Raw genomic sequence first — 22823 nt, forward strand, 5'->3', positions numbered from 1 at the left:
CCGAGAGCAGTTCCGCGAATCGCTTGACGCCGAAGCTCACGGGGTGGTCGGCGTTGTTCAGGTGGCCGAAGCGGATCACGCGCTCCTGTTGCGCCATGGTCGGGGCGGCGAGGCCGACGCAGAAGCTGGCGATGGCAAGCGTACGAAGAAGTTTCACAAAAGATCCTCGGGAAGAGATTGAAAAACCGGACTGGGCGCGATTATGGATTTGGTTGGAAAGCGTTTCCACTATGGAAATCCCTTCCCTCTATCTGTTACGCTCCGCCGGGCAAGATCACCGGCGTCTGTCAAACGAAATTCGAAAGAGCGATATGAGCGGGATACTGGAACGCAGCTTCAAGGTGCTGGAACACCTGGCCGAACATCCGGAGGGCTGTGCGCTCTCGACATTGGCAGGCGAATTGGAAATTCCGCTGAGCGCGTCGCACCGCCTGCTCACGGAGCTGATCCGCTGCGGCTACGTGCGGCAGGACCCGCGCGATGGCCACTATGTGCTGACCATCAAGCTCGTCTCGATCAGCCTGTCGTTCCTGAGCCGCTCGGGCATCGTGGACATCGCACAGCCTTTGCTCGACCAGCTTGCCTCGACCTCGGGCGAACTGGTGCGCCTGGCCGTGGTCGATGGCGACGAGCTGACCTTCGTCGCCAAGGCACAGGGCGCCACGCGCGGCCTGCGCTACGACCCGGACATGGGCCTGTCGGTCAACCTCTCGTGCAGCGCGGCCGGCCACGCGTGGCTCTCAACGATGAGCGAGGACGCCGCCACCGTGCTCGTCGCGAAGAAGGGACTGGGCACGCCGCAGGACTACGGCCCCAAGGCGCCCACCTCCATCAAGGCCGTGATGGCCTATGTGAAGGCCGCGCACCAGCGCGGCTTCAGCATGATCAACGAAGTGTTCGCGCCAGGCATGACGGCCATGGCCGCGCCGGTGCTCGGCGCCGATGGCACGGCCATCGGCGTCGTCACCATCGCGGGCCCGCTGATCCGCCTGACGCCGCAGCGAATGGAGGCGCTGGGACCGGCGCTTCTTCAGACCGCCGAAGACGTCGCGCGTGCCAGCGGCGCATCGGCGTTGTTCAAGAAAAGAGCCTAGACCGGCTCACATAAAAGGAGACAAGCCATGAAGAGAGATTCGATTCGCAAGCTCGCGATGCTGGCCGCCGTCGCGGCCGCTGCCGCATTCGCCACCGGCGGCGCGTTCGCGCAGGTCAAGGAGCGCACGCTCAAGTTCGCGTTCCAGAACCAGACTGGCCATCCGCAGGCGCAGGGCGCGCAGAAATTCGCGGATATCGTGGCGGCCAAGTCCGGCGGCAAAATCACGGTGAAGCTGTTTGCGGGCGGCTCTCTTGGCGGCGACCTGCAGACGGTGTCCGCATTGCAGGGCGGCACGGTCGAGATCACCGTGCTCAACGCCGGCATCCTCTCAGCGCAGGTGAAGGAATTCGCGGCCTACGACTTTCCGTTTCTATTCAACAGCGGCAAGGAAGCCGATGCCGTCACCGACGGCCCCTTCGGCCAGAAGCTGATGGCCAGGCTCGAAGACAAGGGCCTGCACGGCCTGGGCTACTGGGACCTGGGCTTTCGCAACCTCACCAACAGCAAGCGGCCGATCGTGAAGGCAGACGACATCGCGGGGCTGAAGATCCGCGTCATTCAATCGCCGATTTACATCGATCTCTTCAGCGCGCTGGGCGCCAACGCCACGCCGCTGCCGTTCCCCGAGCTCTATCCGGCGCTCGACCAGAAGGCGGTCGACGGGCAGGAGAACCCGAACACGACGATCCTCTCGTCCAAGTTCGCCGAGGTACAGAAGTACATCACCCAGACGCGCCACATCTACAACCCGCAGGCGCTCCTGATCAGCAAGAAGACCTGGGACGGCATGAGCGCGGAAGAGAAAAAGATCATCGACGACGCCGCCACCGAATCGACCGCGTTCCAGCGCCAGGCCTCGCGCGGCGCGGCCGACAGCGCGCTCGATGCGCTCAAGAAGGCGGGCATGACCGTCTCCGAATTGCCGCCCGAAGAAATGGCCAAGCTGCGCGCGAAGGTCAAGCCCGTCATCGACAAGTACTCGGCCTCGGTGGGCGAGGCCACCGTCAAGGAGCTGATGGCCGAGATCGAGAAGGCGCGCAAGTAAGCCTGCTCAGACGATCCGCACCGACAGGTTCGGCAACCCGTCGATGTGGATCTCGATCAGATCCCCGCGCACCACCGGCCCCACGTTCTCGGGCGTGCCCGAATAGATGATGTCGCCGGGCATCAGCTCGAAGGCCTGCGACAGGCGGCTGATCTGCTCGGCCACCGACCAGATCATGTACTTGAGCGTGGCGTTCTGTTTCGTTTCACCATTCACCTTGAGCCAGATCGCACCATCGGCGAAATGGCCAACCTTCGCCACCGGATGGATCGGCCCGATGGGCGCCGAGTGGTCGAAGCTCTTGCCGATTTCCCACGGTTTCTTCTGGTCGCCCATCTCGCGCTGCAGGTCGCGGCGCGTCATGTCCAGGCCGAGCGAGTAGCCGTACACATGGGCGAGTGCGCTGCTCGCCGGAATGTTCTTGCCGCCCTTGGCGAGCGCGACCACCAGCTCCACTTCGTAGTGGTAGTTCTTCGTGAGCGTGGGATAGGGATGGTCGGCCACCTTGCCGGGCGTCACGACCTGGATCGCATCGGCCGGCTTCTGGAAGAAGAAGGGCGGCTCGCGCGTCGGGTCCGAGCCCATCTCGCGCGCATGCGCAGCGTAGTTGCGGCCGATGCAGTAGATGCGGCGCACCGGGTACACCTGCTCGCTGCCGACGATCGGCACGGTCGATACGGCGACGTCGAAGGGCGTGGGCGCCGTGCGTGCGGCGCCCGCGGGCAGCGCGCAGCCGGCGATGGCGCCTGTGGCCATGGCGGCCGAGCCGGCCAGTAGGCCGCGGCGTGACGATGAACTGGACATGGATCTGTCTCCTTCTGGTTGTGTCTGAAAGCGAGTGATCGATTCTGGGATCGCACGCCGTCGCCACGCCGCACGCATCTACGCAAAAACAGGACGCAGCCAACACGTCTCCCGAAGCCTGCGCCGCTCTCGTTACCATCGCGCCATGCCGGCTCCCCAGTCCAGCTCCCGCCTCTACGGCATGCAGGAGCGAGCGAACCATCTCGACTTCGACATCCGATTCGAAGGTGCACGCGACGTGCTCGCGCGGCCGCACCGGCACGAGTATTTCCAGATCCAGGTGAGCATCGAGGGCGGCGGGCAGCAGCTCATCGGCGGTGCGGTGCGCCCGTTTCGCGCGGGGCACCTGAGCTTCGTGCTACCGTACCGCGTGCACGTGGTGCCGCATCCGGTCGGCGCGCGCTACGCCATCGTGAATTTCGACCAGGGCTTTCTGTGGCCCGAACTGGCCGTCGAGCCACTCGACCTCGAGGAGGTGTCCGTCGCGCGCCATCCCGAGCTTGCGCCGTTCCTGTTCCAGGAGTACGTCGACTTTGCTTTCGACGAAGCGGATTTCGCGCGCATCCTGCGCTGGCTCGACGAGCTATCGGCGCTCAATCGCGAGCGCGGCTTCGCCACCACGGGCGCGATCCGCGGCATCCTGCTGCAGCTCATCGCGCTGGCCTGCCAGCGGCACGAGACGGCGCTGCTCGAACAGGCCGCGCGCCACAGCGGACGCAGTTCGCGGCGCGACGCACTGCAGCGTGTGATGCGCTATGTGCGCGAGCACCTCGGCGAAGAGATCTCGCTCAACGACGCGGCCGCTGCAGCGATGCTCTCGCCCAACTACCTCGCGCACCTGCTCAAGAAGCAGACCGACCGCACCTTCACCGAACTCGTCACCGAGCGGCGGCTGGAGCGCGCCAAGGAACTGCTGCTGACCTCCAGCATCCGCATCGGCGACATCGCACTGCAATGCGGCTTCAGCGACGCCGACTATTTCAGCCGGCGCTTTCGCCAGCAGATCGGCGTCACGCCGCGGCAGTTCCGCCAGGATGCGGGCGCGGCGGCTACTTCTTCATTGCCTTGATTTCAGCCTTGCCCTTGCTCTCTTCGGCCTTGGCCTGCTTCACGCAGGCGGACTTGGCGTCGCCCTTCTGGTCGTCGCACTTTTCCTTGGCGATGTCATAGGCGGCTTCCACCTTGGCCTCGGCCACCTTGCGTGCATTGCTGTCGCTGGGCCGCACCTTCTGATCGAGCTCGGCTTTGGCGATCTTTTCCTTGCCCTTGGCTTCCTCGACGCAGACGTCCTTGGCGTTGTCCTTCATGGCATCGCAGGCGGCCTTGTCGGCCTTGTAGTCGGCGGCGATCTTGTCGCGGCCGGCCTTGAGTTCCGCCACGGCGGGATCCACCGCTCCTCCCGGAGCCGGGGTCGTCTGCGCATGGGCCGGGAGCGCCATGAGGCACGACGCGGTTGCGCATATCCAGAGAAACTTTTGCATGGTCATCTCCTTGACGCCGGTGTTGGTTGTCGGTTCAGGTCCAGCGCCTGAAAACATCCTAGGAACCGGCCGTGCACGCGTGGTAGGACGCCTTGCGAACCCACCGTAAGTTCATGCTGACGCGCTGAGTGACGCACCGAGATCTGGGCCTGCGCGCACATCCGCTCCGCCGCAACGAGCAGCGGCTGGATTGCGAAGGCCGGGCCTTCAGTGCGCCGCGCCGGCGGTGATGTTGCGTATCTCGCTGTGCAGGGCGCGCTGCCCTGAAGCCAGTGCGGCCTCGTAGCTGTCGGCCGGGTCGAAGGCGCTGCGAAGGACGGTCGGGTTCGCGCCATTCGCATCGGTTTCAAGCAGCCGCCAGACGAACGAGCCGGGCACCGGCTCATCGATGATGAGTTCGATCGGATGTGTCATGGCCTCAACATGGTCGCCCTTGCATCGGGTGTCTGTAGGCCAAGTCTGAAATTTTCCGGCGACCGTGCGACGGAGACGGATGCCGCCGCCATGAAACGTAGTGTGTGCGGTTTCGGTGCGGACACAGAGGCATACGCAATCTGCGCTCGGAAGGCAGGCCGCGTCGAACAATCCGCTTGTTCTTTAGACGCCGCCTCACTTTCACCCAAGGAAATCACCATGCGCATCCGATCCAACGTGGTCCTCGCCATTGCGGCGGTCGCCGCCTCCGTGGCCGTTCTCGCCTTTGCGGCGCCGCCGCGCGGTGGCGACATCGCTGCCAACGCCGCAGCCCAGGCGCCCGAGTTCCAGAACATCGACAAGTGGCTCAACTCCGAGCCGCTGAAGCTGCAGGAGCTGCGCGGCAAGGTCGTGCTCGTCGACTTCTGGACCTACACCTGCATCAACTGCCTCAACCACCTGCCTTATGTGAAGGAGTGGAACGAGAAGTACAAGGACAAGGGCCTCGTCGTCGTGGGCGTGCACACGCCGGAGTTCGCCTACGAGAAGTCGACCAAGAATGTGCAGGACGCGATCCAGCGCCTGCAGATCAAGCACGCCGTGGCGCAGGACAACAGCTATGGCACCTGGAAGGCCTTCAACAACCAGTACTGGCCCGCCGTCTACCTGATCGACAAGCAGGGAAAGATCGTCTATTCGCACTTCGGCGAAGGCAGCTACGGCACCACCGAGAAGAAGATCCAGGCGCTGCTGGCCGAGCCGTCGCCGGTGGCTGCAAGTGCTGGAGGCTGAAATGAAGAAGCTCTGGTTCGCGCTCCTCTTCTTCGCGGGCGGCTTCGCCCACGAGGTCCGCAACCCGGTGAGTTGCCAATGCATCGCCACCCGCGAATTCGTGAGCGCCCGCAAGCGCCATCGCACATGAAGCGGCGGGACGCTCAGTCGTCCCGCGCTTCGACCGCCGAGGCGAAGACGTAGCCTTCGCTGCGCACCGTCTTGATGTAGCGGGGCTCGCGTGCATCGTCGCGCAGGCGTTGGCGCAGGCGGCTCACGAGCAGGTCGATCGAGCGCTCGAAAAGTTCCGCCTCGCGGCCCTGTGTGAGGCTCAGCAGCTGGTCGCGGCTCAGCACCTTCTGCGGATGGTCGAGGAAGACCCGCAGCAGGCGGTACTCGGCGCCGCTCAGCGCCACCATCGTGCCGCTGTCGTCCAGCAGGTGGCGCGCCACCGTATCCACGTGCCAGTCGCCGAAGGCCAGCTTCTGCGAGGGCTCGACCGCGCCCATGTTGGGCGGCAGCATGCGCGTGCGCCGCATCACGGCGCGGATGCGCGCGAGCAGCTCGCGCGCGGAAAAAGGCTTGGCGAGGTAGTCGTCGGCGCCCATCTCCAGGCCCAGGATGCGGTCGGCCTCCTCGCTGCGCGCGGTGAGCATCAGGATCGGCGTGGCCTTGTACTTGCCGGTGCGCAGGTCGCGGCAGAGCGTGAGCCCGTCTTCGCCCGGCAGCATCAGGTCCAGAATGATCAGGTCGAAAGGGCCCGACTCCTCCAGCGCCGCGCGCATGTGCCGCCCGGTGGGCACCGCCACCACGCGCAGGCCGTTCTTGACCAGGTAGGTCGTGAGCAGTTCGCGGATTTCCCGGTCGTCGTCGACGATGAGGATGTGGTCGGAGGTCTTTGGGGTCATGGCTGTGGGTGGGGTGTGAAGTGCGCCGCAGCCGGAATGTATCCCGCCGGTTCCCCGCTGCAAGCGGCTTTGTATTCCAAAGTATCCGGCGCCGGGGCGAGGGACAGTTTGTTGCGTGCGGCCTTTTGCGGCCCGTTGTGGGACCTGGGGTCGGCCCGGCCGTCGCCGGGTCGAGCGCGGGTCGAGCGTTCTGGCGGATCGGCGTCGTCAGTGAAACGTACTGTGTGGGTTTCTCCGGCAGATACACAGGCATACGCAAGGGGCGCCGGGAGGGCGAGAGCGGCCCAACAATCCGGTCGTTCCCAACCAACCCCTCCAAGGAAGCACCATGACCTCCACCGAAAAGATCCTCTACACCGGCAAGACCCGCACCACCGGCGGCCGCGACGGCGCTTCGACCAGCAGCGACGGCCGCCTGGACGTCAAGCTGTCGTCCCCCGGCGGCCCGGGCACCGGCACCAACCCCGAGCAGCTCTTCGCCGCCGGCTGGTCCGCCTGCTTCATCGGCGCCATGGGCCTGGCCGCCGGCAAGCTCAAGATCAAGCTGCCCGCCGACCTGGCCGTGGACGCCGAAGTGGACTTGGCCAACACCGACGGCGCCTACTTCCTCAAGGCCCGCCTGAACGTGAGCGTGCCCGGCATAGAGCGCGAGGTCGTCCAGTCGCTGGTGGATGCGGCGCACCAGACCTGCCCGTACTCCAAGGCCACGCGCGGCAACATCGACGTCACCATCCACGTGGTCTGACCCCGAGACCGGACGCATGACGGGCCTGCACGGGTAATGTTCCATGTCGCTGCTTGCTGCTGAACACACTGCGATACATGCGATGGGCTTTCCGGCCTGGCCGGGGTCTATAAACGAGGCCATGTCCACACCCGCCAGCCCCGTCGTCGCGAACCCCCCGGCAAACATCGCCGGCAGCCTGCGCCGCCTGGTACCGCGCTCGCTGTTCTCCCGCGTGACGCTGATCATCGTGGTGGGCCTGGCGATCGCCCAGCTGCTCACCTTCGCCGCCATCCGCTACGAGCGCGACATGGCGATGCGCGAGCTGATGATGATCGGCATCGAGCGCGACATCGCCAGCTCGGTCGCCATCCTCGACCGGCTGCCCGCCGCCGAACGCCCCGCATGGCTCGAGAAACTGGAGCGGCGCAACTACCGCTTCGTGCTGGGCGGCATGGCCGAGGGCGTGGCGCCCAGCTCGCTGCTGTCGCAGCAGTTCGCCACCGCCATCGTGGAGGCGATGCGCCCCTTCGAGATCGTGAAGGTCGGCGAGGTGCCGCAGCCGCCCGAGGGCCTGGAGATCCAGGTGCGGATGACCGATGGCTCCTCGGTGGTCGTGCATGCGCGGCGCGTGGGCATGCCGGTGTCGCGCTGGGTCATGTGGGTGCTGGCGATCCAGCTGATGGTGCTGGCCGTCTGCGCCTGGTTCGCGGTGCGGCTGGTGACGCGGCCGCTCGCCGACCTGGCCGCCGCCGCCGACGACCTGGGCCCCGACCTCAAGCCGCAGAAGCTCGCCGAAGAAGGCCCCACCGAAGTGGCGCACGCCGCACGCGCCTTCAATGCGATGCAGCAGCGCATCGGCGGCTACATGGCCGAGCGCGTGGAAATCCTCGCTGCCATCTCGCACGACCTGCAGACGCCGATCACCCGCATGCGTCTTCGCACCGAAATGATGGACGACGAACACGACCGCGGCAAATTCCGCCAGGACCTGGATGCGATGCATTCGCTGGTGCGCGAAGGCGTGACCTATGCGCGCACCTTGCACGGCGCCACCGAACCGCCACTGCGCATGGACGCCGACGCGCTGCTCGAGAGCATGCAGGCCGACTACGAGGACGCCGGCAAGACGGTGCACCTCGAAGGCAAGGTGGGCGCGCCCATCGTCGGCAGGCCGAACGCGATGCGCCGCATCGTCATGAACCTGATCGACAACGCGCTGATCTTCGGCAGCGATGTGCGCGTGCGAGTGACTGCCGGCAATGGGCAGCTCGCCATCGCCGTCGTCGACAACGGCCCCGGCATTCCGCCCGACGAGCTGGACGCGGTGCTCAAGCCCTTCTACCGCGTCGAAAGCTCGCGCAACCGCAGCACCGGCGGCACCGGCCTCGGCCTGGCCATCGCGCACCAGCTGGCGATGGCGATGGGCGCCGAGCTGAAGCTGCAGAACCGCCCCGAAGGCGGATTGGAGGCACGCCTGACCATGCCCACGCGAATCGCCTAGAGGCGCAGTGCCGCGCATGCCGCGGCGCTGTTTCCATCCACCCGTTTCCCGCAACCGCGGCTCGCGCGTCGAGACCGTGAAGACCCCGCACGCCCCGACGATGCACTTCGACCACCACAGACGAGACCCGAACCATGCTGCTGCTCCTTCTGATTGCCTACCTCGGCGGAGTGCTCACCATCCTGAGCCCCTGCATCCTGCCGGTGCTGCCCTTCGTGTTCGCACGGGCCGACCGCCCGTTCCGCTCGCACGGCCTGCCGATGCTGACCGGCATGGCGCTGGCCTTTGCCGCCATCGCCACGCTGGCTGCAGTGGGCGGCGGCTGGGTGGTCACGGTCAACGAGTACGGACGCTATGCGGCGATCGCGATGCTCGCGCTGTTCGGAGTGACGCTGCTGTTCCCGAGTCTGGCCGATCGCATGAGCCGGCCGCTGGTGGCGCTGGGCATCCGTCTGGCCGAAGCGCAGCCCGATGGCCCAAACGCCAAAGCTTCGGTGTTCTCACCACTGCTGCTGGGCGTCGGCACGGGCCTCTTGTGGGCGCCGTGCGCGGGTCCGATCCTCGGGCTCATCCTGACGGGCGCGGCGCTCAACGGCGCGAGCGTCGGCACCACGGTGCTGCTGCTCGCGTATGCGGCCGGCGCTTGCACCTCGCTGGCAGCCGCGCTGCTGTTCGGCGGGCGTTTGTTCGCGGTCATGAAGCGTTCGCTGCACACGGGCGAATGGGTGCGCCGCGTGGCAGGCGTGGCCGTGCTGGTGGGCGTGGGCGCCATCGCGCTGGGGCTCGATACAGGCGTGCTCAGCCAGCTCTCGGTGGGCACCACTTCGGCACTCGAAAAAGCACTCGTGGAGAAGATCGACATGCCGAAGCCGCAACCACCATCCAGGCCCCTGGTCGAATCGGCCCCGCAGCAACAGGACACCGGCTTCGTCAAGACCGCCGCCGTGCTCCCGGAACCGGCACCCGTGCGCAAGCTCGGCATCGAGGGCCAGCTCCCGTCGCTCGCCGGCGCGACCGAATGGATCAACTCGCCGCCGCTCACCCCCGAGGCGCTGCGCGGCAAGGTCGTGCTGGTCGACTTCTGGACCTACTCGTGCATCAACTGCCTGCGCACGCTGCCCTACGTTCGCGCGTGGGCCGAGAAGTACAAGGACGCGGGGCTCGTCGTCCTCGGCGTGCACTCGCCGGAGTTCGCGTTCGAGAAGCGTTCGGCCAACGTGCGCAAGGCCACGAAGGACCTCGGCATCGATTTCCCGGTGGCACTGGACAACGACTTCAAGATCTGGCGCGGCTTCGACAACCAGTCGTGGCCCGCCTTCTATTTCATCGATGCGCAAGGGCGCATCCGCCATCACCAGTTCGGCGAAAACCGCTACGACAAGGCCGAGCAGATCATCCAGCAACTGCTCGCCGAAGCCGGGCAGCGCAACCTGCCGGCCGGCGTGGTCGCGCCGAAGGGCGAGGGCACGCAGGCCGCGCCGGGCGACGAACTCGCGATGTCGGGCGAGACTTATGTAGGCGCCGAACGCGCCCAGGGTTTCGCCTCACCCGGCGGTCTCGTGAGCGGCCGCGCGCATGTCTACCAAAGCCCCGCGATGCTGCGCACGAACCAGTGGGCGCTTGCCGGCGACTGGACCGTCGAGCCCGAGCGCGCCGTGTCGAACCAGCCGAACGGCCGCATCGCCTACCGCTTCCAGGCGCGCGACCTGCACCTGGTGCTCGGTCGCATGGCCGATGGCAAGCCGGTGCGCTTCCGTGTGCTCGTCGATGGCAAGCCGCCGCTCGCAGACCACGGTGCGGACATCGATGAGCAAGGCTACGGGACCATCGAAGCACAGAAGCTCTATCAGCTCGTTCGTCAGGCGAAGGGTGAGAAGGAGCGGTTGTTCGAGATCGAGTTTCTGGACGGTGGGGCGCAGGCTTATGCGTTCACGTTCGGTTGAAACCGTTCAGGGCTGCGATCACGCCGACGGGGTACCTTGCTCCGCGAATGTCCCCCGGCCTGCGGCCTCCTCCTTGATTTCGCTGCGCAAGGCACCCCATCGGCGCGCTCGTTTTCTGAGCGGTCGTTGATCGGCCGCACACCGACAACGCGTCCATGTGCGCAGGGCATCGGGTGCTCCCCGCAGCGAAATCAAGGAGGAGGGGAAGCCCGGGGGACATTCGCGGAGGGGAGTACCCGGTGGCCTGTGCACCCGCCCTGAACAGCAGCGCGCGTTCAGTTCAGAGCAACCCGAGCGTCAACGCCTTCAAGGTAGCCGCAGCACGCGTTGTGCATTCAAGCTTGCGAAAGATGTTCTCCAGATGCGCGCGCACCGTACTCGGGCTGATGCCCAACACGCGCGCCGCTTCCTTGTTGCTGTCTCCGAGGCTGATGCGCCCTAGCACTTCGATCTCGCGGCTGGAGAGAAGGGCGGTTGCTTCGTTCGATGGCGCGGTGGTGGCTTCATGCGGATGCCCCGTCAGCACGGCCACAGCCGCTGCATCGAGCCGCCCGAGTTCCGCTTCGTTCTTCAACGCGGCGATCGCATCGGCCTCGCTGAGCGCGGGCTGCCCCGGCCGGCTGGTGCGCAGCAGCACCCAGTGCGCGGCGACCGCGAGCACGCGCCCCTCGACGTCGATGGCCGGCCCCTTGATGCCACGGAAAAAACCGGAGCCATCGATACGTTCATCGACGAAGGAGGCGATCTCCGCCTCGGTGCGCAGCGTGCCGATGCGCCGCGCCGCACGGTCCGTCCAGTAGGGCACGAGGCGCAGTCGTTCCTTATCGGCCTCGCTGCGCACGCCCGGCGAATCCCACACCGCATTCGGCACCGACGCGCGGCCGATGCCGTGGATGAGCGCCGCGCGCCGTACCTGCCCCTGTTCGACGTCGCCCAGCCCCACGCCTGCAGCACAAGCGAACGCGGCATCGGCCACGCGGCGCGAGAAGCCCGTCATCCACGGCAGCTTGAGGTCGATCACGTCGGCGATCAGTTCGAGCGATGCGGTTGCCTCGCGCAGTGCGTCGGAGGGCGACTGCATGTCGGCCGCCGCGCCTTGCTCCAGCGCATGCAGCCAGTCGACCGCATGCTGCTGCACGGCATCGACCACGAAGGCCGGATAGCGTGCATCGGACCGCTCGGCGATGTAGCGCAGCGCATTGCTCAAGCCATGCACGCGCGAGAAGATTTCGAGATCGCCGGCGACCGAGACGATGAAGACCTCCTCGGGAATCTGCGAGGCGCGCAACCCGTGCGGCTTGCCGCGCCCGTCGAAGGCTTCGAACATGTGGCGCAGCGTGCGCTCCACTTCTGGCGGCATGCCGAGCGTGCGCGCGATGTCGCCCGACACCTCGCAATGGATCTCCGCCATCGGACCGACCGAGCCCGCGAATTCCGCCGCTGCGCTCGCCGATGCGGTCGAGAGCATCGCTCGGCGCCCGCCGACGTCATCGCCCATCAGGTCGGAGAACTCGGGCGCATTCGCGGTGCAGCCCGACCACCGCAACAGCGACGCACAGGCCGCATGGCCTTGCACCGTGGCATCGCGGCCGATGGCGGCGGCGATTTGCGAGGCGATCCACGCGGTGCGTGCGGAATGGTCGATGGGTTGCCCCATGCTCAGGTCGCCGACGAATGCAAGGGCCTTGATGGCGTCGAAGACCGGGATATGGGGCGCAGGCTGCACGGGAAAAACCGAAGAGAAAAGGAAAGAAGGCGTGCCGGCCGCGGCCGGCACGCCGGGCACCTTACTTGGATTGGCTCACCGCGTCCAGAATCACCTGCGCCACCTTGGCCGGCTGCGATTGCTGCGGAACGTGGCTGCTGTTGACCGTGGTGACGGTCGCGCCGATCTTCTTGGCCATGTCACGCTGCAGCGCCGGCTGGATCATGTGGTCCGAGCTCGCGACCACGTACCACGAGGGCTTGGTCTTCCACGCGGCCACGGTGAGCTTCTGCTCGAAGGACTTGCCCAGGATCGGACCCTGCGTCGCGGTCATCACCGCGGTGGCGGCGGCGGGCAGGTCCTGCGCGAAGTGCCTGGACATGCCTTCCTTCGTGAGCGACAGGAACCCGCTCGCATCGGCCTTGATGTGCGCGAAGCCGGGTGCTGCGGGATAGTCCTTGCCGAGCTCGGCCGAGTTCTGGCCCGCATCGGGCGCGAAGGCCGCGATGTACACCAGCGACGACACCTTGTCGTTCACGCCGGCTTCGGTGATCACCGAGCCGCCCCACGAGTGGCCGACCAGCACCACCTTGCCGGGCTGCGCATCGATGGCGCGCTTGGCGGCGGCCACGTCGTCTTCGAGCGAGGTCAGCGGGTTCTGCACCGCCACCACGTTCACGCCCTTGGCCTGCAGCAGCGGAATCACCTTGGCCCAGTCGGAGCCGTCGGCGAATGCGCCGTGGACGATGACCACGCTGGGCTTGTCGGCCGCGACGGCGCCGGTTGCGAAAGAGAGGCCGATGGCGAGGGCAGCGGCGGCGAGCTTGAAGCGTTGAGCGGTTTTCATGGGAGTCCTGAGGAGAGAGATTGGGGTGTGGTGAAGGAGAGCCTGTACTGTCGTCGCGACCCGTCTTTGGCGCCATCGGACGAATGTCCGATCCCCTCCATCTTTCGCGTTTGTCACTCGGGGTTTGCCCCCGGCTCCTTGTCCGGCGATTCGGACGGCCTCGCCGGATCGCATCCGGATCGTCGGCGGCCGGCCCCGCACGGACCCGTATCGATCCTCATGAAATCAACGACTTAGTGCGCTCTGCGCCCCATGCCGCGCGTGGCATATCGATTGCTCAGTACTCCAGCCGACTGCATCGCCCGATGCGGCTTCCGGCCACGACACAGGAGACAAACCGATGAGCACCATGGGTGACCTTGACCCCACGGAAACTGGCGAGTGGACCGATGCGCTCGGCGCCGTCCAGCAGCACCGCGGCAGCGACCGCGTGAACTTTCTGTTGAATCGCCTGGTCGACCAGGGCCGCCGCGAGGGCGTGTATGTGCCGCGTTCGCTGAACACGGCTTACAAGAACACCATCCCGCCCGAGAAGGAAGAAAAGTCCACCGGCAACCGCGAGATCGAGCACCGCCTGCGTTCGATCATCCGGTGGAATGCGATGGCGATCATCCTGCGCGCCAACAAGGATTCTTCGGAACTCGGCGGCCACATCGCGAGCTTCCAGTCGGCGGCCACGCTCTACGACATCGGCTTTGGCCACTTCTGGCACGCGGCCACCGACACGCACGGCGGCGACCTGCTGTTCATCCAGGGTCACAGCTCGCCCGGCATCTACGCACGCGCCTTCCTCGAAGGCCGGCTGAGCGAACAGCAGTTGCTCAACTACCGGCAGGAGTCCGAGGGCAACGGCATTCCGTCGTACCCGCATCCGTGGCTCATGCCCGACTTCTGGCAGTTCCCGACGGTGTCGATGGGGCTCGGTCCGCTGATGGCGATCTACCAGGCGCGCTTCTTGAAATACCTGCACGGCCGGGGCCTCGCCGACACGGCGCCACGCAAGGTCTGGGCCTTCATGGGCGACGGCGAGATGGACGAGCCCGAGTCGCTCGGCGCCATCTCGCTTGCGGGCCGCGAGAGCCTGGACAACCTCGTGTTCGTCATCAACTGCAACCTGCAGCGCCTCGACGGCCCGGTGCGCGGCAACGGCAAGATCGTGCAGGAACTGGAGAGCGTGTTCCGCGGGGCCGGCTGGAACGTCATCAAGGTGCTCTGGGGCAGCGGCTGGGACGCGCTGCTCGCCAGGGACAAGAGCGGCATGCTGCTGCAGCGCATGGAAGAGTGCGTGGACGGCGAGTACCAGGACTTCAAGAGCAAGAGCGGCGCCTACGTGCGCGAGCACTTCTTCGGCAAGTACGACGAGACCAGGGCGCTGGTCGCCGACATGAGCGACGACGAGATCTGGGGCCTCACGCGCGGCGGCCACGACCCCGAGAAAGTGTTCGCCGCCTACGCCGCGGCCGTCAAGCACAAGGGCCAGCCCACGCTGATCCTGCCCAAGACCGTCAAGGGCTACGGCATGGGCGAATCGGGCGAAGGCCAGATGATCGCGCACCAGGCCAAGAAGATGACGCAGGACGCGCTGCGCGGCTTTCGCGATCGCTTCCAAATTCCGGTGTCCGACGAAGAGCTGCCCAACGTGCCCTTCATCCAACTCGCCGAAGACAGCCCCGAGATGAAGTACCTGCGCGAGCGCCGCGCCGCGCTCGGCGGCTATCTTCCGCAGCGCCGCCGCAAGTCGACCGCGCTGGAGATTCCGCCGCTGGCCACCTTCGAGCGCCTGCTCAAGGACACCGGCGAGCGCGAGATCTCCACCACCATGGCCTTCGTGCAGATGCTCGGCACGCTGGTGCGCGACAAGCAGATCGGCAAGCACGTGGTGCCCATCGTGCCCGACGAGTCGCGCACCTTCGGCATGGAAGGCATGTTCCGCCAGCTGGGCATCTGGTCGTCGCTCGGCCAGCTCTACAAGCCGCAGGACGCCGACCAGCTCATGTACTACCGCGAGTCGAAGGACGGACAGGTGCTGCAGGAAGGCATCAACGAAGGCGGCGCGATGTCCAGCTGGATCGTCGCGGCCACCTCGTACAGCACGAACAACGTGCCGATGATTCCGTTCTACATCTACTACTCGATGTTCGGCCTGCAGCGCGTGGGCGACCTGGCCTGGCTCGCTGGCGACATGCGGGCGCGCGGGTTCCTCTTGGGCGGCACCGCGGGGCGTACCACGCTCAACGGCGAAGGCCTGCAGCATGAAGACGGCCACAGCCACATCCTGGCCGGCACCATTCCGAACTGCATCTCGTACGACCCGACCTTCGCCTACGAGGTGGTGGCCATCGTGCGCGACGGCATGCGCCGCATGTACGCCGAGCAGGAGGACGTGTACTACTACATCACCCTCATGAACGAGAACTACACCCACCCCGGAATGCCCGAGGGCAGCGAGGCGGGGATTCTCAAGGGGCTCTACCAATTGAGCGACGGCGGCAAGACACCCAAGAAAGGCCACCGCGTACAGCTCATGGGCAGCGGCACCATCCTGCGCGAAGTGATGTTCGCGGCCGAGCTGCTCAAGAGCGACTTCGGCATTGCCTCCGACGTGTGGAGCGCCACCAGCTACAACGAGCTGCGCCGCGACGGCATGGCCGCCGAGCGCTGGAGCCGGCTGCACCCCACCGAGCCCGCGCGCAAGAGCCACGTCGAGCAATGCCTTGAAGGGCACGACGGCCCCGTCATCGCGGCCACCGACTACATGCGCAACTACGCCGACCAGGTGCGCGAGTACGTGCAGGCCGCGGGCCGGCGCTACACGGTGCTGGGCACCGACGGCTTCGGCCGCAGCGACTACCGCCGCAAGCTGCGCCGCTTCTTCGAGGTGGACCGCTGGCATGTGGTGGTGGCCGCGCTCAAGGCACTGGCCGACGACGGCGTGATCAAGCACGCCGTGGTGGCCGAGGCCATCGCGAAGTACGGGCTCGATGCCGAGCGCGCAGCCCCCTGGACCGTCTGAGGCAGTACCCGACATGAGCAACGCAATCGACATCAAGGTTCCGGACATCGGCGATTTCAGCGATGTGCCGGTCATCGAGATCTTCGTGAAGCCCGGAGACACGGTGAAGGCCGAAGACCCGCTGGTCTCGCTCGAATCCGACAAGGCGACGATGGAGGTGCCCGCGCCGCGCGGCGGCGTGGTGGAGTCCATTTCTGTGAAACTGGGCGACAAGGTCAGCGAAGGCAGCGTCATCATGACGTTCAAGGGCGAGGACGGGGCTGCCGCCCCGGCGCCTGCCGAAGCGGCCAAGCCCAGCGTGAGCGCCGCGCCGTCGGCCACCAGCGCACCGGCCGGCATCGCCGAGGTGCGCGTGCCCGACATCGGCGACTTCAAGGACGTGCCGGTCATCGAGATCTTCGTGAAGGTCGGCGACACGGTGAAGGCCGAAGACCCGATTGTTTCGCTCGAATCCGACAAGGCGACGATGGATGTGCCTGCGCCGCTGTCGGGCGTGGTGACGGCCATCGGCATCAAGATCGGGGACAAGGTCAGTGAAGGGTCGGTGATCCTGTCGCTTTCCACGGGCGATGCGCCTGTGGCGGCGGCCGCGCCCTCACCCCAGCCCTCTCCCGCGAGCGGGAGAGGGAGCGAAGCCGCGGCGGCGGTGCTGCCAGCCGGCAATGCGGAGGTCGAAGCGGGCTTTGCACTCGCCTACGCCGGCCCTGCCGTGCGCAAGCTTGCACGCGAGCTCGGTGTCGATCTCGGCAAGGTCAAGGGCACGGGCGACCACGGCCGCATCGTGCGCACCGACGTCGAGGCCTTCGCTAAAGGCGGCGGCGCATCTGCCGCACCGGCGGCATCCAAGGCCGCATCCGCCCCTGCGGGCGGTGGCGTCGGCGGCATCGACCTGCTGCCCTGGCCCAAGGTCGACTTCGCCAAGTTCGGCCCGACCGAGCGAAAGGAACTGTCACGCATCAAGAAGATCAGCGCCGCGAACCTGCACCGCAACTGGGTCGTCATTCCGCATGTGACCACGCACGACGAGGCCGACATCACCGACCTGGAGCCCTTCCGCGTGCAGATGAACAAGGAGCTGGAAAAGTCGGGCGTGAAGATCAGCATGCTGCCCTTCATGATGAAGGCGGCCGTGGCGGCGCTGAAGAAGTTTCCGGAGTTCAACGCGAGTCTCGATGGCGATGCACTGGTGCTCAAGAACTACTGGCACATCGGCTTCGCGGCCGACACGCCCAACGGGCTCATGGTGCCGGTGATCCGCGACGTCGACAAGAAGACCGTGCCGGACATCGCCAAGGAAATGGGCGAACTCGCCAAGCTCGCGCGCGACGGCAAGCTCAAGCCCGACCAGATGTCGGGCGGCACCTTCACCATCAGCTCGCTGGGCGGCATCGGCGGCATTTACTTCACGCCGATCATCAATGCGCCAGAGGTCGCGATCATGGGCGTGTGCAAGAGCTACTGGAAGCAGCACTCGGCCGACGGCAAGACCTACAGCTCGCGCCTCACGCTGCCGCTGTCCCTCTCGTGGGACCACCGCGTGATCGACGGCGCCGCCGCCGCGCGCTTCAACGTCTATTTCGCCAACGTGCTCGCCGACCTGCGTCGCGTGCTGTTCTGAAGGAAGCTCCCAAATGGCACACACGGTGGAAGTCAAGGTTCCCGACATCGGCGATTTCAAGGATGTCGCGATCATCGAATTGCTGGTCAAGCCCGGCGAAGTCATCGCGGTCGATACCGGGTTGATCATGGTGGAGTCCGACAAGGCTTCGATGGAGATTCCGTCGAGTCATGCGGGCGTCGTGAAGGAGCTGAAGGTTGCGCTCGGTGACAAGGTGAGCGAAGGCTCGGTGATCCTCGTCATCGAAACGACTGCTGCTGCCTCCCCTCTCCCGCCTGCGGGAGAGGGGCCGGAGGCGACGGCCGCACCCTCACCCCAACCCTCTCCCGCAGGCGGGAGAGGGAGCGAGACAGCGCCGGCATCTGCACCCATTGCCGGCAGCTACGCCGGCAAGGCCGACATCGAATGCGAAGTGCTCGTGCTCGGTGCCGGCCCCGGCGGCTACTCGGCCGCGTTCCGCAGTGCCGACCTCGGCATGAAGACCGTGCTGGTCGAACGCTACGCCACGCTCGGCGGTGTGTGCCTCAACGTGGGCTGCATCCCCTCGAAGGCGCTGCTGCACACGGCCGGCGTGATGGACGAGGTGAAGCTGCTCGCCAGGCACGGCATCAAGTACACCGCGCCCGAAGTCGACATCGACGCGCTGCGCGACTTCAAGGACGGTGTGATCAAGAAGCTCACCGGCGGCCTCGCCGGCATGGCGAAGGCGCGCAAGGTCGAGGTCGTCACCGGCGTCGGCAGCTTCCTCGATGCGCACCATGTCGAGGTGGTGGGCGAGGGCGGTGCGAAGAAGGTGGTGAAGTTCGCCAAGGCCATCATCGCCGCGGGCTCGCAGGCGGTGAAGCTGCCCTTCATGCCCGAGGACGACCGGGTGGTCGACTCCACAGGTGCGCTGCTGCTCAAGGGAATTCCCAAGCGCATGCTCGTCATCGGCGGCGGCATCATCGGCCTGGAAATGGCCACGGTGTATTCGACGCTGGGCACGCGCATCGACGTGGTCGAGATGCTCGACGGCCTGATGCAGGGCGCCGACCGCGACCTCGTGAAGGTGTGGGAGAAGGTCAACGCGCCGCGTTTCGACAACGTGATGCTCAAGACCAAGACCGTCGGCGCGAAGGCGACCCAGGCCGGCATCGAGGTCAGCTTCGAAGGCGAGAAGGCGCCCAAGGAGCCGCAGCTGTACGACCTCGTGCTCGTGGCCGTGGGCCGCACGCCCAACGGCAAGAAGCTCGCGGCCGACAAGGCCGGCGTGGCGGTCACCGACCGCGGCTTCATCGACGTCGACAAGCAGATGCGAACCAACGTGCCGCACATCTTCGCCATCGGCGACATCGTGGGCCAGCCCATGCTCGCCCACAAGGCCGTGCACGAGGCGCATGTGGCGGCAGAGGTGGCGCACGGCGAGGCCTCGTATTTCGACGCGCGGCAGATCCCCTCGGTGGCTTACACCGATCCCGAAGTGGCATGGGCCGGCAAGACCGAGGAGCAGTGCAAGGCCGAGGGCCTGAAGATCGGCAAGGCGGTGTTCCCGTGGGCCGCATCGGGCCGCGCGATCGCCAACGGGCGCGACGAGGGCTTCACCAAGCTGCTGTTCGACGAAGCCACGCACCGCATCGTCGGCGGCGGCATCGTCGGCACGCATGCGGGCGACCTGATCAGCGAGGTGTGCCTGGCCATCGAGATGGGCTGCGAGCCCTCGGACATCGGCAAGACCATCCACCCACATCCGACGCTGGGTGAATCCATCGGCATGGCGGCCGAGGTGTTCGAAGGGCATTGCACCGACCTGCCCCCGGTCAAGAAGAAGTAAGACGCCGCCATGTCGCTCGCACTGGCTTTCGAGGCCCTGGGATCGGGGCCTCCGGTGGTGATCCTGCACGGCCTGTTCGGCGCGGGACGCAACTGGACGCAGATCGCGCAGGCGCTGGCCGAAGGCCACCGCGTCTATCTGCCCGATGCCCGCAACCATGGCGGCTCGCCCTGGGCCGAGTCCATGTCGTACGCTGAGATGGCGGGCGACGTGCTGGCGCTCATCGAGAGCGAGCAGTTGCAGCGCCCCTTCGTCATCGGCCACAGCATGGGCGGCAAGACCGCGATGGCGCTCGCGCTCTCGCACCCGGAAGCCATCGCCGGCATCGCGGTGATCGACATCGCGCCCGAGAGCTACGCCGACCAGTTCTCCTCGTACGTGTCGGCCATGCGCAGCCTCGATGTGGCGGGTGCTGCCAGCCGCCGCGAGATCCGCCAGGCGCTGGCCGACAGCCTGAGTGCCGAGGCGCCGGTCGATTTCCTGATGCAGAACCTGCGCCGCCAGAACGACCGTTTCGACTGGCGCCTGAACCTGCTGGCCACGGGCCTGTGCATGCGCGAGCTCTGCGGCTTTCCCGATGCACTGCGCACAGCGCGCTACGACGGACCGGCGCTCTTCATCCACGGTGCGGAGTCGGACTACGTGCGGCCTTCTTCGCTCGCCGGCATTCGCGCGCTGTTCCCGCATGCCGAGACCGAGCGCATCGCCGACGCCGGCCACTGGGTGCATGCCGACCAGCCCGCAGCGCTCCTGTGCGGCCTGCGCGACTGGCTGGCCGACGCCGCTGCCGCCGCCACCCCTCTTTGACATTCCACGGAGACACCATGTCCGACGACAAACTGCGCGAAGCCGCCCTCGACTACCACCGCTATCCGACGCCCGGCAAGATCTCGGTGAACCCGACCAAGCCGATGGCCACCCAGCGCGACCTGGCGCTCGCGTATTCGCCCGGCGTGGCCGAAGCCTGCATGGAGATCGTGCGCGACCCGGCCGAGGCGATGAACCTCACCTCGCGCGCCAACCTCGTGGCCGTCATCACCAACGGCACCGCGGTGCTGGGCCTGGGCAACATCGGCGCGCTCGCCGGCAAGCCGGTGATGGAAGGCAAGGCCTGCCTCTTCAAGAAATTCGCCGGCATCGACGTGTTCGACATCGAGCTCGACGAGAACGACCCCGACGCGCTCATCGACACCATCGCGCGCATGGAGCCCACCTTCGGCGGCATCAACCTGGAAGACATCAAGGCGCCCGAGTGCTTCTACATCGAGAAGAAGCTGCGCGAGCGCATGAAGATCCCGGTGTTCCACGACGACCAGCACGGCACCGCCATCGTCGCGGCGGCGGCCATCCTCAATGCGCTGCGGTATGTGAAGAAGGACATCCGCGAGGTGAAGCTCGTGGCCTCGGGCGCGGGTGCGGCGGCGCTGGCCTGCCTCGACCTGATCGTGAGCCTGGGCCTGCCGCAGCAGAACATCTTCGTGTCCGACAGCGCGGGCGTGGTCTACACCGGCCGCAAGGAGCAGATGGACCCGAACAAGGCCCGCTATGCGCAGGAGACTCCGGCGCGCAAGCTGGCCGACATCATCGGCGGTGCCGACATCTTCCTGGGTCTCTCGGCCGGCGGCGTGCTCAAGCCCGAGATGGTCAAGGAGATGGCGCGCGATCCGATCATCCTCGCCATGGCCAACCAGACGCCGGAGATCCTGCCGGAAGACGCACTGGCCGTGCGCCCCGATGCGATCCTGGGCACCGGCCGGTCGGACTATCCGAACCAGGTCAACAACGTCCTCTGTTTCCCGTTCATCTTCCGCGGCGCGCTCGATGTGGGTGCGACCACGATCAACGAGCAGATGAAGCTCGCCGCCGTGCGCGCCATCGCCGAGCTCGCGCATGCCGAGATCCCCGAGGTGGTGGCGCAGGCCTATGGCGCGGTCGGCTTGCGCTTCGGCCGCGACTACCTGATCCCGAAGCCTTTCGATCCGCGCCTGATCGAGTTCGTCGCGCCCGCGGTGGCGCAGGCCGCGGCGGACAGCGGCGTGGCCACGCGCCCCATCGCCGACATGAAGGCCTATCGCCAGCGCCTGTCGCAGTTCGTCTATCAGTCGGGCAGCAGCATGCAGCCGCTGTTCGCCGCCGCCAAGCAGTCGCCCAAGCGCGTGGTCTACGCCGAGGGCGAGGACGAGCGCGTGCTGCGCGCCGCGCAGGTGGTGGTTGATGAAGGCCTGGCGCGCCCGCTGCTGCTGGGCCGCCCCGACGTGATCGCCGATCGCATCGCGCAATACGGCCTGCGCCTTTCGCTGGGCGCCGACTGCGAGGCCGTCGATCTGCTAGCCCCCGAGGTGCACGGCGACGCGGCCGAGGCCTACTACCAGCTCAAGCGCCGCGACGGCGTCTCGCGCCTGGTGGCGCAGACCGAGATGCGCAGCCGCGGCACGCTGCTCGCTGCCATGCTGGTGCGCCAGGGCAAGGCCGACGCCATGCTGTGCGGCACGCTCGGCGGCTATGGCGACCACCTGCGCCATGTGCGCGACGTGATCGGCCTGCGCGCCGGCACAAAGACCATGGCCGCCATGCAGATGCTGATGCTGCCAGGCCGCCAGCTCTTCATTTGCGACACGCACGTCAATCGCGACCCCGATGCCGCGCAGATCGCCGAGATCGCGCTGCTCGCGGCCGAGGAAGTGCGCCGCTTCGGCGTGACGCCGGCCGTGGCGCTGCTGTCGCACTCGAACTTCGGCGGATCGGATGCGGCCTCGGCCGTGAAGATGCGCGAGGCGCTCGCGCTCATCAAGGCCGCCGATCCGCAACTCGCGGTCGAAGGGGAGATGCGCGGCGATGCGGCGCTGTCCAAATCGATCCTCGACCATGAGTTTCCCGACTCGGCGCTGGAGACCGAGGCCAACGTGCTCATCATGCCCAACGTCGATGCGGCCAACATCTCCTACAACCTGCTGCGCATGGCGGCGGGCAGCGGCATCACGGTGGGCGGCATCCTGCTGGGCGCGGCGCGTTCGGTGCACATCCTCACGCCCTCGTCCACGGTGCGCCGCATCGTCAACATGACGGCGCTGGCGGTGGTCGATGCCAACTCGCACCGCAACGCGGCCTGACGACGGCACGGCCGTGAACGCGCGCACTGA

General features: G+C 66.7%; 19 protein-coding genes. 13 read left to right on the forward strand and 6 right to left on the reverse strand.

The genetic code is table 11. From position 1 onward, the window contains the following. Positions 1-311: 311 nt before the first annotated feature. Both M2282_RS12990 and M2282_RS12995 read left to right on the forward strand, forming a co-directional pair. Positions 312-1094 carry an IclR family transcriptional regulator gene (locus M2282_RS12990; protein ID WP_280809191.1) on the forward strand — a complete coding sequence of 261 codons (783 nt, stop codon included), beginning with the start codon at positions 312-314 and terminating at the stop codon, positions 1092-1094. A 27-nt stretch (positions 1095-1121) separates the two neighbouring features. Further along, the gene (locus M2282_RS12995) at positions 1122-2141 is read left to right on the forward strand and encodes a TRAP transporter substrate-binding protein (RefSeq protein WP_432422899.1); all 1020 of its coding nucleotides are present in this window, start codon (positions 1122-1124) and stop codon (positions 2139-2141) included. 6 nt (positions 2142-2147) lie between these two features. Here M2282_RS12995 and M2282_RS13000 read toward each other — a convergent pair whose 3' ends face one another. Beyond that, positions 2148-2945 (reverse strand): fumarylacetoacetate hydrolase family protein, encoded by a 798-nt coding sequence (locus M2282_RS13000; RefSeq protein ID WP_280809192.1) that lies wholly within the window; start codon positions 2943-2945, stop codon positions 2148-2150. Positions 2946-3090: 145 nt separating this feature from the next. Here M2282_RS13000 and M2282_RS13005 point away from each other — a divergent pair, with 145 nt between their 5' ends. Continuing rightward, positions 3091-4014 (forward strand): helix-turn-helix transcriptional regulator, encoded by a 924-nt coding sequence (locus M2282_RS13005; protein ID WP_280809193.1) that lies wholly within the window; start codon positions 3091-3093, stop codon positions 4012-4014. On the opposite strand, the gene M2282_RS13010 is transcribed toward M2282_RS13005, so the two are convergent. Next, positions 3995-4426 (reverse strand): hypothetical protein, encoded by a 432-nt coding sequence (locus tag M2282_RS13010; RefSeq protein WP_280809194.1) that lies wholly within the window; start codon positions 4424-4426, stop codon positions 3995-3997. The genes M2282_RS13005 and M2282_RS13010 overlap by 20 nt on opposite strands. 207 nt (positions 4427-4633) lie before the next feature. Then, on the reverse strand, positions 4634-4840 hold the full coding sequence (locus M2282_RS13015) for a hypothetical protein (RefSeq protein ID WP_280809195.1): 207 nt from the start codon (positions 4838-4840) through the stop codon (positions 4634-4636). A 219-nt stretch (positions 4841-5059) separates the two neighbouring features. Here M2282_RS13015 and M2282_RS13020 point away from each other — a divergent pair, with 219 nt between their 5' ends. Then, positions 5060-5632: a thioredoxin family protein gene (locus M2282_RS13020; RefSeq protein WP_280809196.1), complete on the forward strand. Its 573-nt coding sequence runs from the start codon at positions 5060-5062 to the stop codon at positions 5630-5632. Between the two features lies 1 nt (position 5633). Further along, a complete protein-coding gene (locus M2282_RS13025; RefSeq protein WP_280809197.1) occupies positions 5634-5762 on the forward strand; it encodes a hypothetical protein in 129 nt (42 codons plus the stop codon). A 13-nt stretch (positions 5763-5775) separates the two neighbouring features. Here M2282_RS13025 and M2282_RS13030 read toward each other — a convergent pair whose 3' ends face one another. Further along, positions 5776-6519: a response regulator gene (locus tag M2282_RS13030; protein WP_280809198.1), complete on the reverse strand. Its 744-nt coding sequence runs from the start codon at positions 6517-6519 to the stop codon at positions 5776-5778. 328 nt (positions 6520-6847) lie between these two features. On the opposite strand from M2282_RS13030, the gene M2282_RS13035 reads away from it, so the two are divergent. From M2282_RS13035 to M2282_RS13045, 3 genes are all read left to right on the forward strand, one after another. After that, entirely contained in the window at positions 6848-7264 is a 417-nt protein-coding gene (locus tag M2282_RS13035; RefSeq protein WP_280809199.1) for an organic hydroperoxide resistance protein, read from the forward strand. 121 nt (positions 7265-7385) lie between these two features. Next, on the forward strand, positions 7386-8747 hold the full coding sequence (locus M2282_RS13040; protein WP_280809200.1) for an ATP-binding protein: 1362 nt from the start codon (positions 7386-7388) through the stop codon (positions 8745-8747). 137 nt (positions 8748-8884) lie between these two features. Further along, the gene (locus M2282_RS13045) at positions 8885-10690 is read left to right on the forward strand and encodes a cytochrome c biogenesis protein DipZ (RefSeq protein WP_280809603.1); all 1806 of its coding nucleotides are present in this window, start codon (positions 8885-8887) and stop codon (positions 10688-10690) included. A gap of 280 nt (positions 10691-10970) precedes the next feature. Here the strand turns inward: M2282_RS13045 and M2282_RS13050 are convergent, their stop codons facing one another. Beyond that, positions 10971-12416 carry an HD domain-containing phosphohydrolase gene (locus M2282_RS13050; protein WP_280809201.1) on the reverse strand — a complete coding sequence of 482 codons (1446 nt, stop codon included), beginning with the start codon at positions 12414-12416 and terminating at the stop codon, positions 10971-10973. 61 nt (positions 12417-12477) lie between these two features. After that, positions 12478-13242 carry an alpha/beta fold hydrolase gene (locus M2282_RS13055; protein WP_280809202.1) on the reverse strand — a complete coding sequence of 255 codons (765 nt, stop codon included), beginning with the start codon at positions 13240-13242 and terminating at the stop codon, positions 12478-12480. A 340-nt stretch (positions 13243-13582) separates the two neighbouring features. On the opposite strand from M2282_RS13055, the gene aceE reads away from it, so the two are divergent. From aceE to M2282_RS13080, 5 genes are read left to right on the forward strand one after another with little or no spacing between them, the layout of a single operon-like run. Beyond that, positions 13583-16255 (forward strand): pyruvate dehydrogenase (acetyl-transferring), homodimeric type, encoded by a 2673-nt coding sequence (gene aceE / locus M2282_RS13060; RefSeq protein ID WP_280809203.1) that lies wholly within the window; start codon positions 13583-13585, stop codon positions 16253-16255. 13 nt (positions 16256-16268) lie between these two features. Next, positions 16269-17873, forward strand: a complete 1605-nt coding sequence (gene aceF, locus M2282_RS13065) for a dihydrolipoyllysine-residue acetyltransferase (protein ID WP_280809204.1) — start codon at positions 16269-16271, stop codon at positions 17871-17873. Between the two features lie 13 nt (positions 17874-17886). After that, complete coding sequence (lpdA, locus tag M2282_RS13070) at positions 17887-19683, forward strand: dihydrolipoyl dehydrogenase (RefSeq protein ID WP_280809205.1); 1797 nt, start codon at positions 17887-17889, stop codon at positions 19681-19683. Positions 19684-19692: 9 nt separating this feature from the next. Further along, positions 19693-20490, forward strand: a complete 798-nt coding sequence (locus M2282_RS13075) for an alpha/beta fold hydrolase (protein ID WP_280809206.1) — start codon at positions 19693-19695, stop codon at positions 20488-20490. 17 nt (positions 20491-20507) lie between these two features. Next, positions 20508-22793: an NADP-dependent malic enzyme gene (locus tag M2282_RS13080; RefSeq protein WP_280809207.1), complete on the forward strand. Its 2286-nt coding sequence runs from the start codon at positions 20508-20510 to the stop codon at positions 22791-22793. Positions 22794-22823 lie beyond the last annotated feature (30 nt).

It is taken from the genome of Variovorax boronicumulans, from assembly GCF_029892485.1.
In the GTDB taxonomy this organism is placed as follows: domain Bacteria; phylum Pseudomonadota; class Gammaproteobacteria; order Burkholderiales; family Burkholderiaceae_C; genus Variovorax; species Variovorax boronicumulans_B.

What these genes read in the sequence shown, in the direction of transcription:
- M2282_RS13005 (WP_280809193.1), top strand. Translation starts at nt 3,091, where the DNA reads ATGCCGGCTCCCCAGTCCAGCTCCCGCCTCTACGGCATGCAGGAGCGA.
- aceE (WP_280809203.1), top strand. Translation starts at nt 13,583, where the DNA reads ATGAGCACCATGGGTGACCTTGACCCCACGGAAACTGGCGAGTGGACC.
- M2282_RS13035 (WP_280809199.1), top strand. Translation starts at nt 6,848, where the DNA reads ATGACCTCCACCGAAAAGATCCTCTACACCGGCAAGACCCGCACCACC.
- M2282_RS13025 (WP_280809197.1), top strand. Translation starts at nt 5,634, where the DNA reads ATGAAGAAGCTCTGGTTCGCGCTCCTCTTCTTCGCGGGCGGCTTCGCC.
- M2282_RS13020 (WP_280809196.1), top strand. Translation starts at nt 5,060, where the DNA reads ATGCGCATCCGATCCAACGTGGTCCTCGCCATTGCGGCGGTCGCCGCC.
- M2282_RS13030 (WP_280809198.1), bottom strand. Translation starts at nt 6,519, where the DNA reads ATGACCCCAAAGACCTCCGACCACATCCTCATCGTCGACGACGACCGG.
- M2282_RS13075 (WP_280809206.1), top strand. Translation starts at nt 19,693, where the DNA reads ATGTCGCTCGCACTGGCTTTCGAGGCCCTGGGATCGGGGCCTCCGGTG.
- M2282_RS13000 (WP_280809192.1), bottom strand. Translation starts at nt 2,945, where the DNA reads ATGTCCAGTTCATCGTCACGCCGCGGCCTACTGGCCGGCTCGGCCGCC.
- M2282_RS13055 (WP_280809202.1), bottom strand. Translation starts at nt 13,242, where the DNA reads ATGAAAACCGCTCAACGCTTCAAGCTCGCCGCCGCTGCCCTCGCCATC.
- lpdA (WP_280809205.1), top strand. Translation starts at nt 17,887, where the DNA reads ATGGCACACACGGTGGAAGTCAAGGTTCCCGACATCGGCGATTTCAAG.
- M2282_RS13010 (WP_280809194.1), bottom strand. Translation starts at nt 4,426, where the DNA reads ATGCAAAAGTTTCTCTGGATATGCGCAACCGCGTCGTGCCTCATGGCG.
- M2282_RS12990 (WP_280809191.1), top strand. Translation starts at nt 312, where the DNA reads ATGAGCGGGATACTGGAACGCAGCTTCAAGGTGCTGGAACACCTGGCC.
- M2282_RS12995 (WP_432422899.1), top strand. Translation starts at nt 1,122, where the DNA reads ATGAAGAGAGATTCGATTCGCAAGCTCGCGATGCTGGCCGCCGTCGCG.
- M2282_RS13040 (WP_280809200.1), top strand. Translation starts at nt 7,386, where the DNA reads ATGTCCACACCCGCCAGCCCCGTCGTCGCGAACCCCCCGGCAAACATC.
- aceF (WP_280809204.1), top strand. Translation starts at nt 16,269, where the DNA reads ATGAGCAACGCAATCGACATCAAGGTTCCGGACATCGGCGATTTCAGC.
- M2282_RS13080 (WP_280809207.1), top strand. Translation starts at nt 20,508, where the DNA reads ATGTCCGACGACAAACTGCGCGAAGCCGCCCTCGACTACCACCGCTAT.
- M2282_RS13015 (WP_280809195.1), bottom strand. Translation starts at nt 4,840, where the DNA reads ATGACACATCCGATCGAACTCATCATCGATGAGCCGGTGCCCGGCTCG.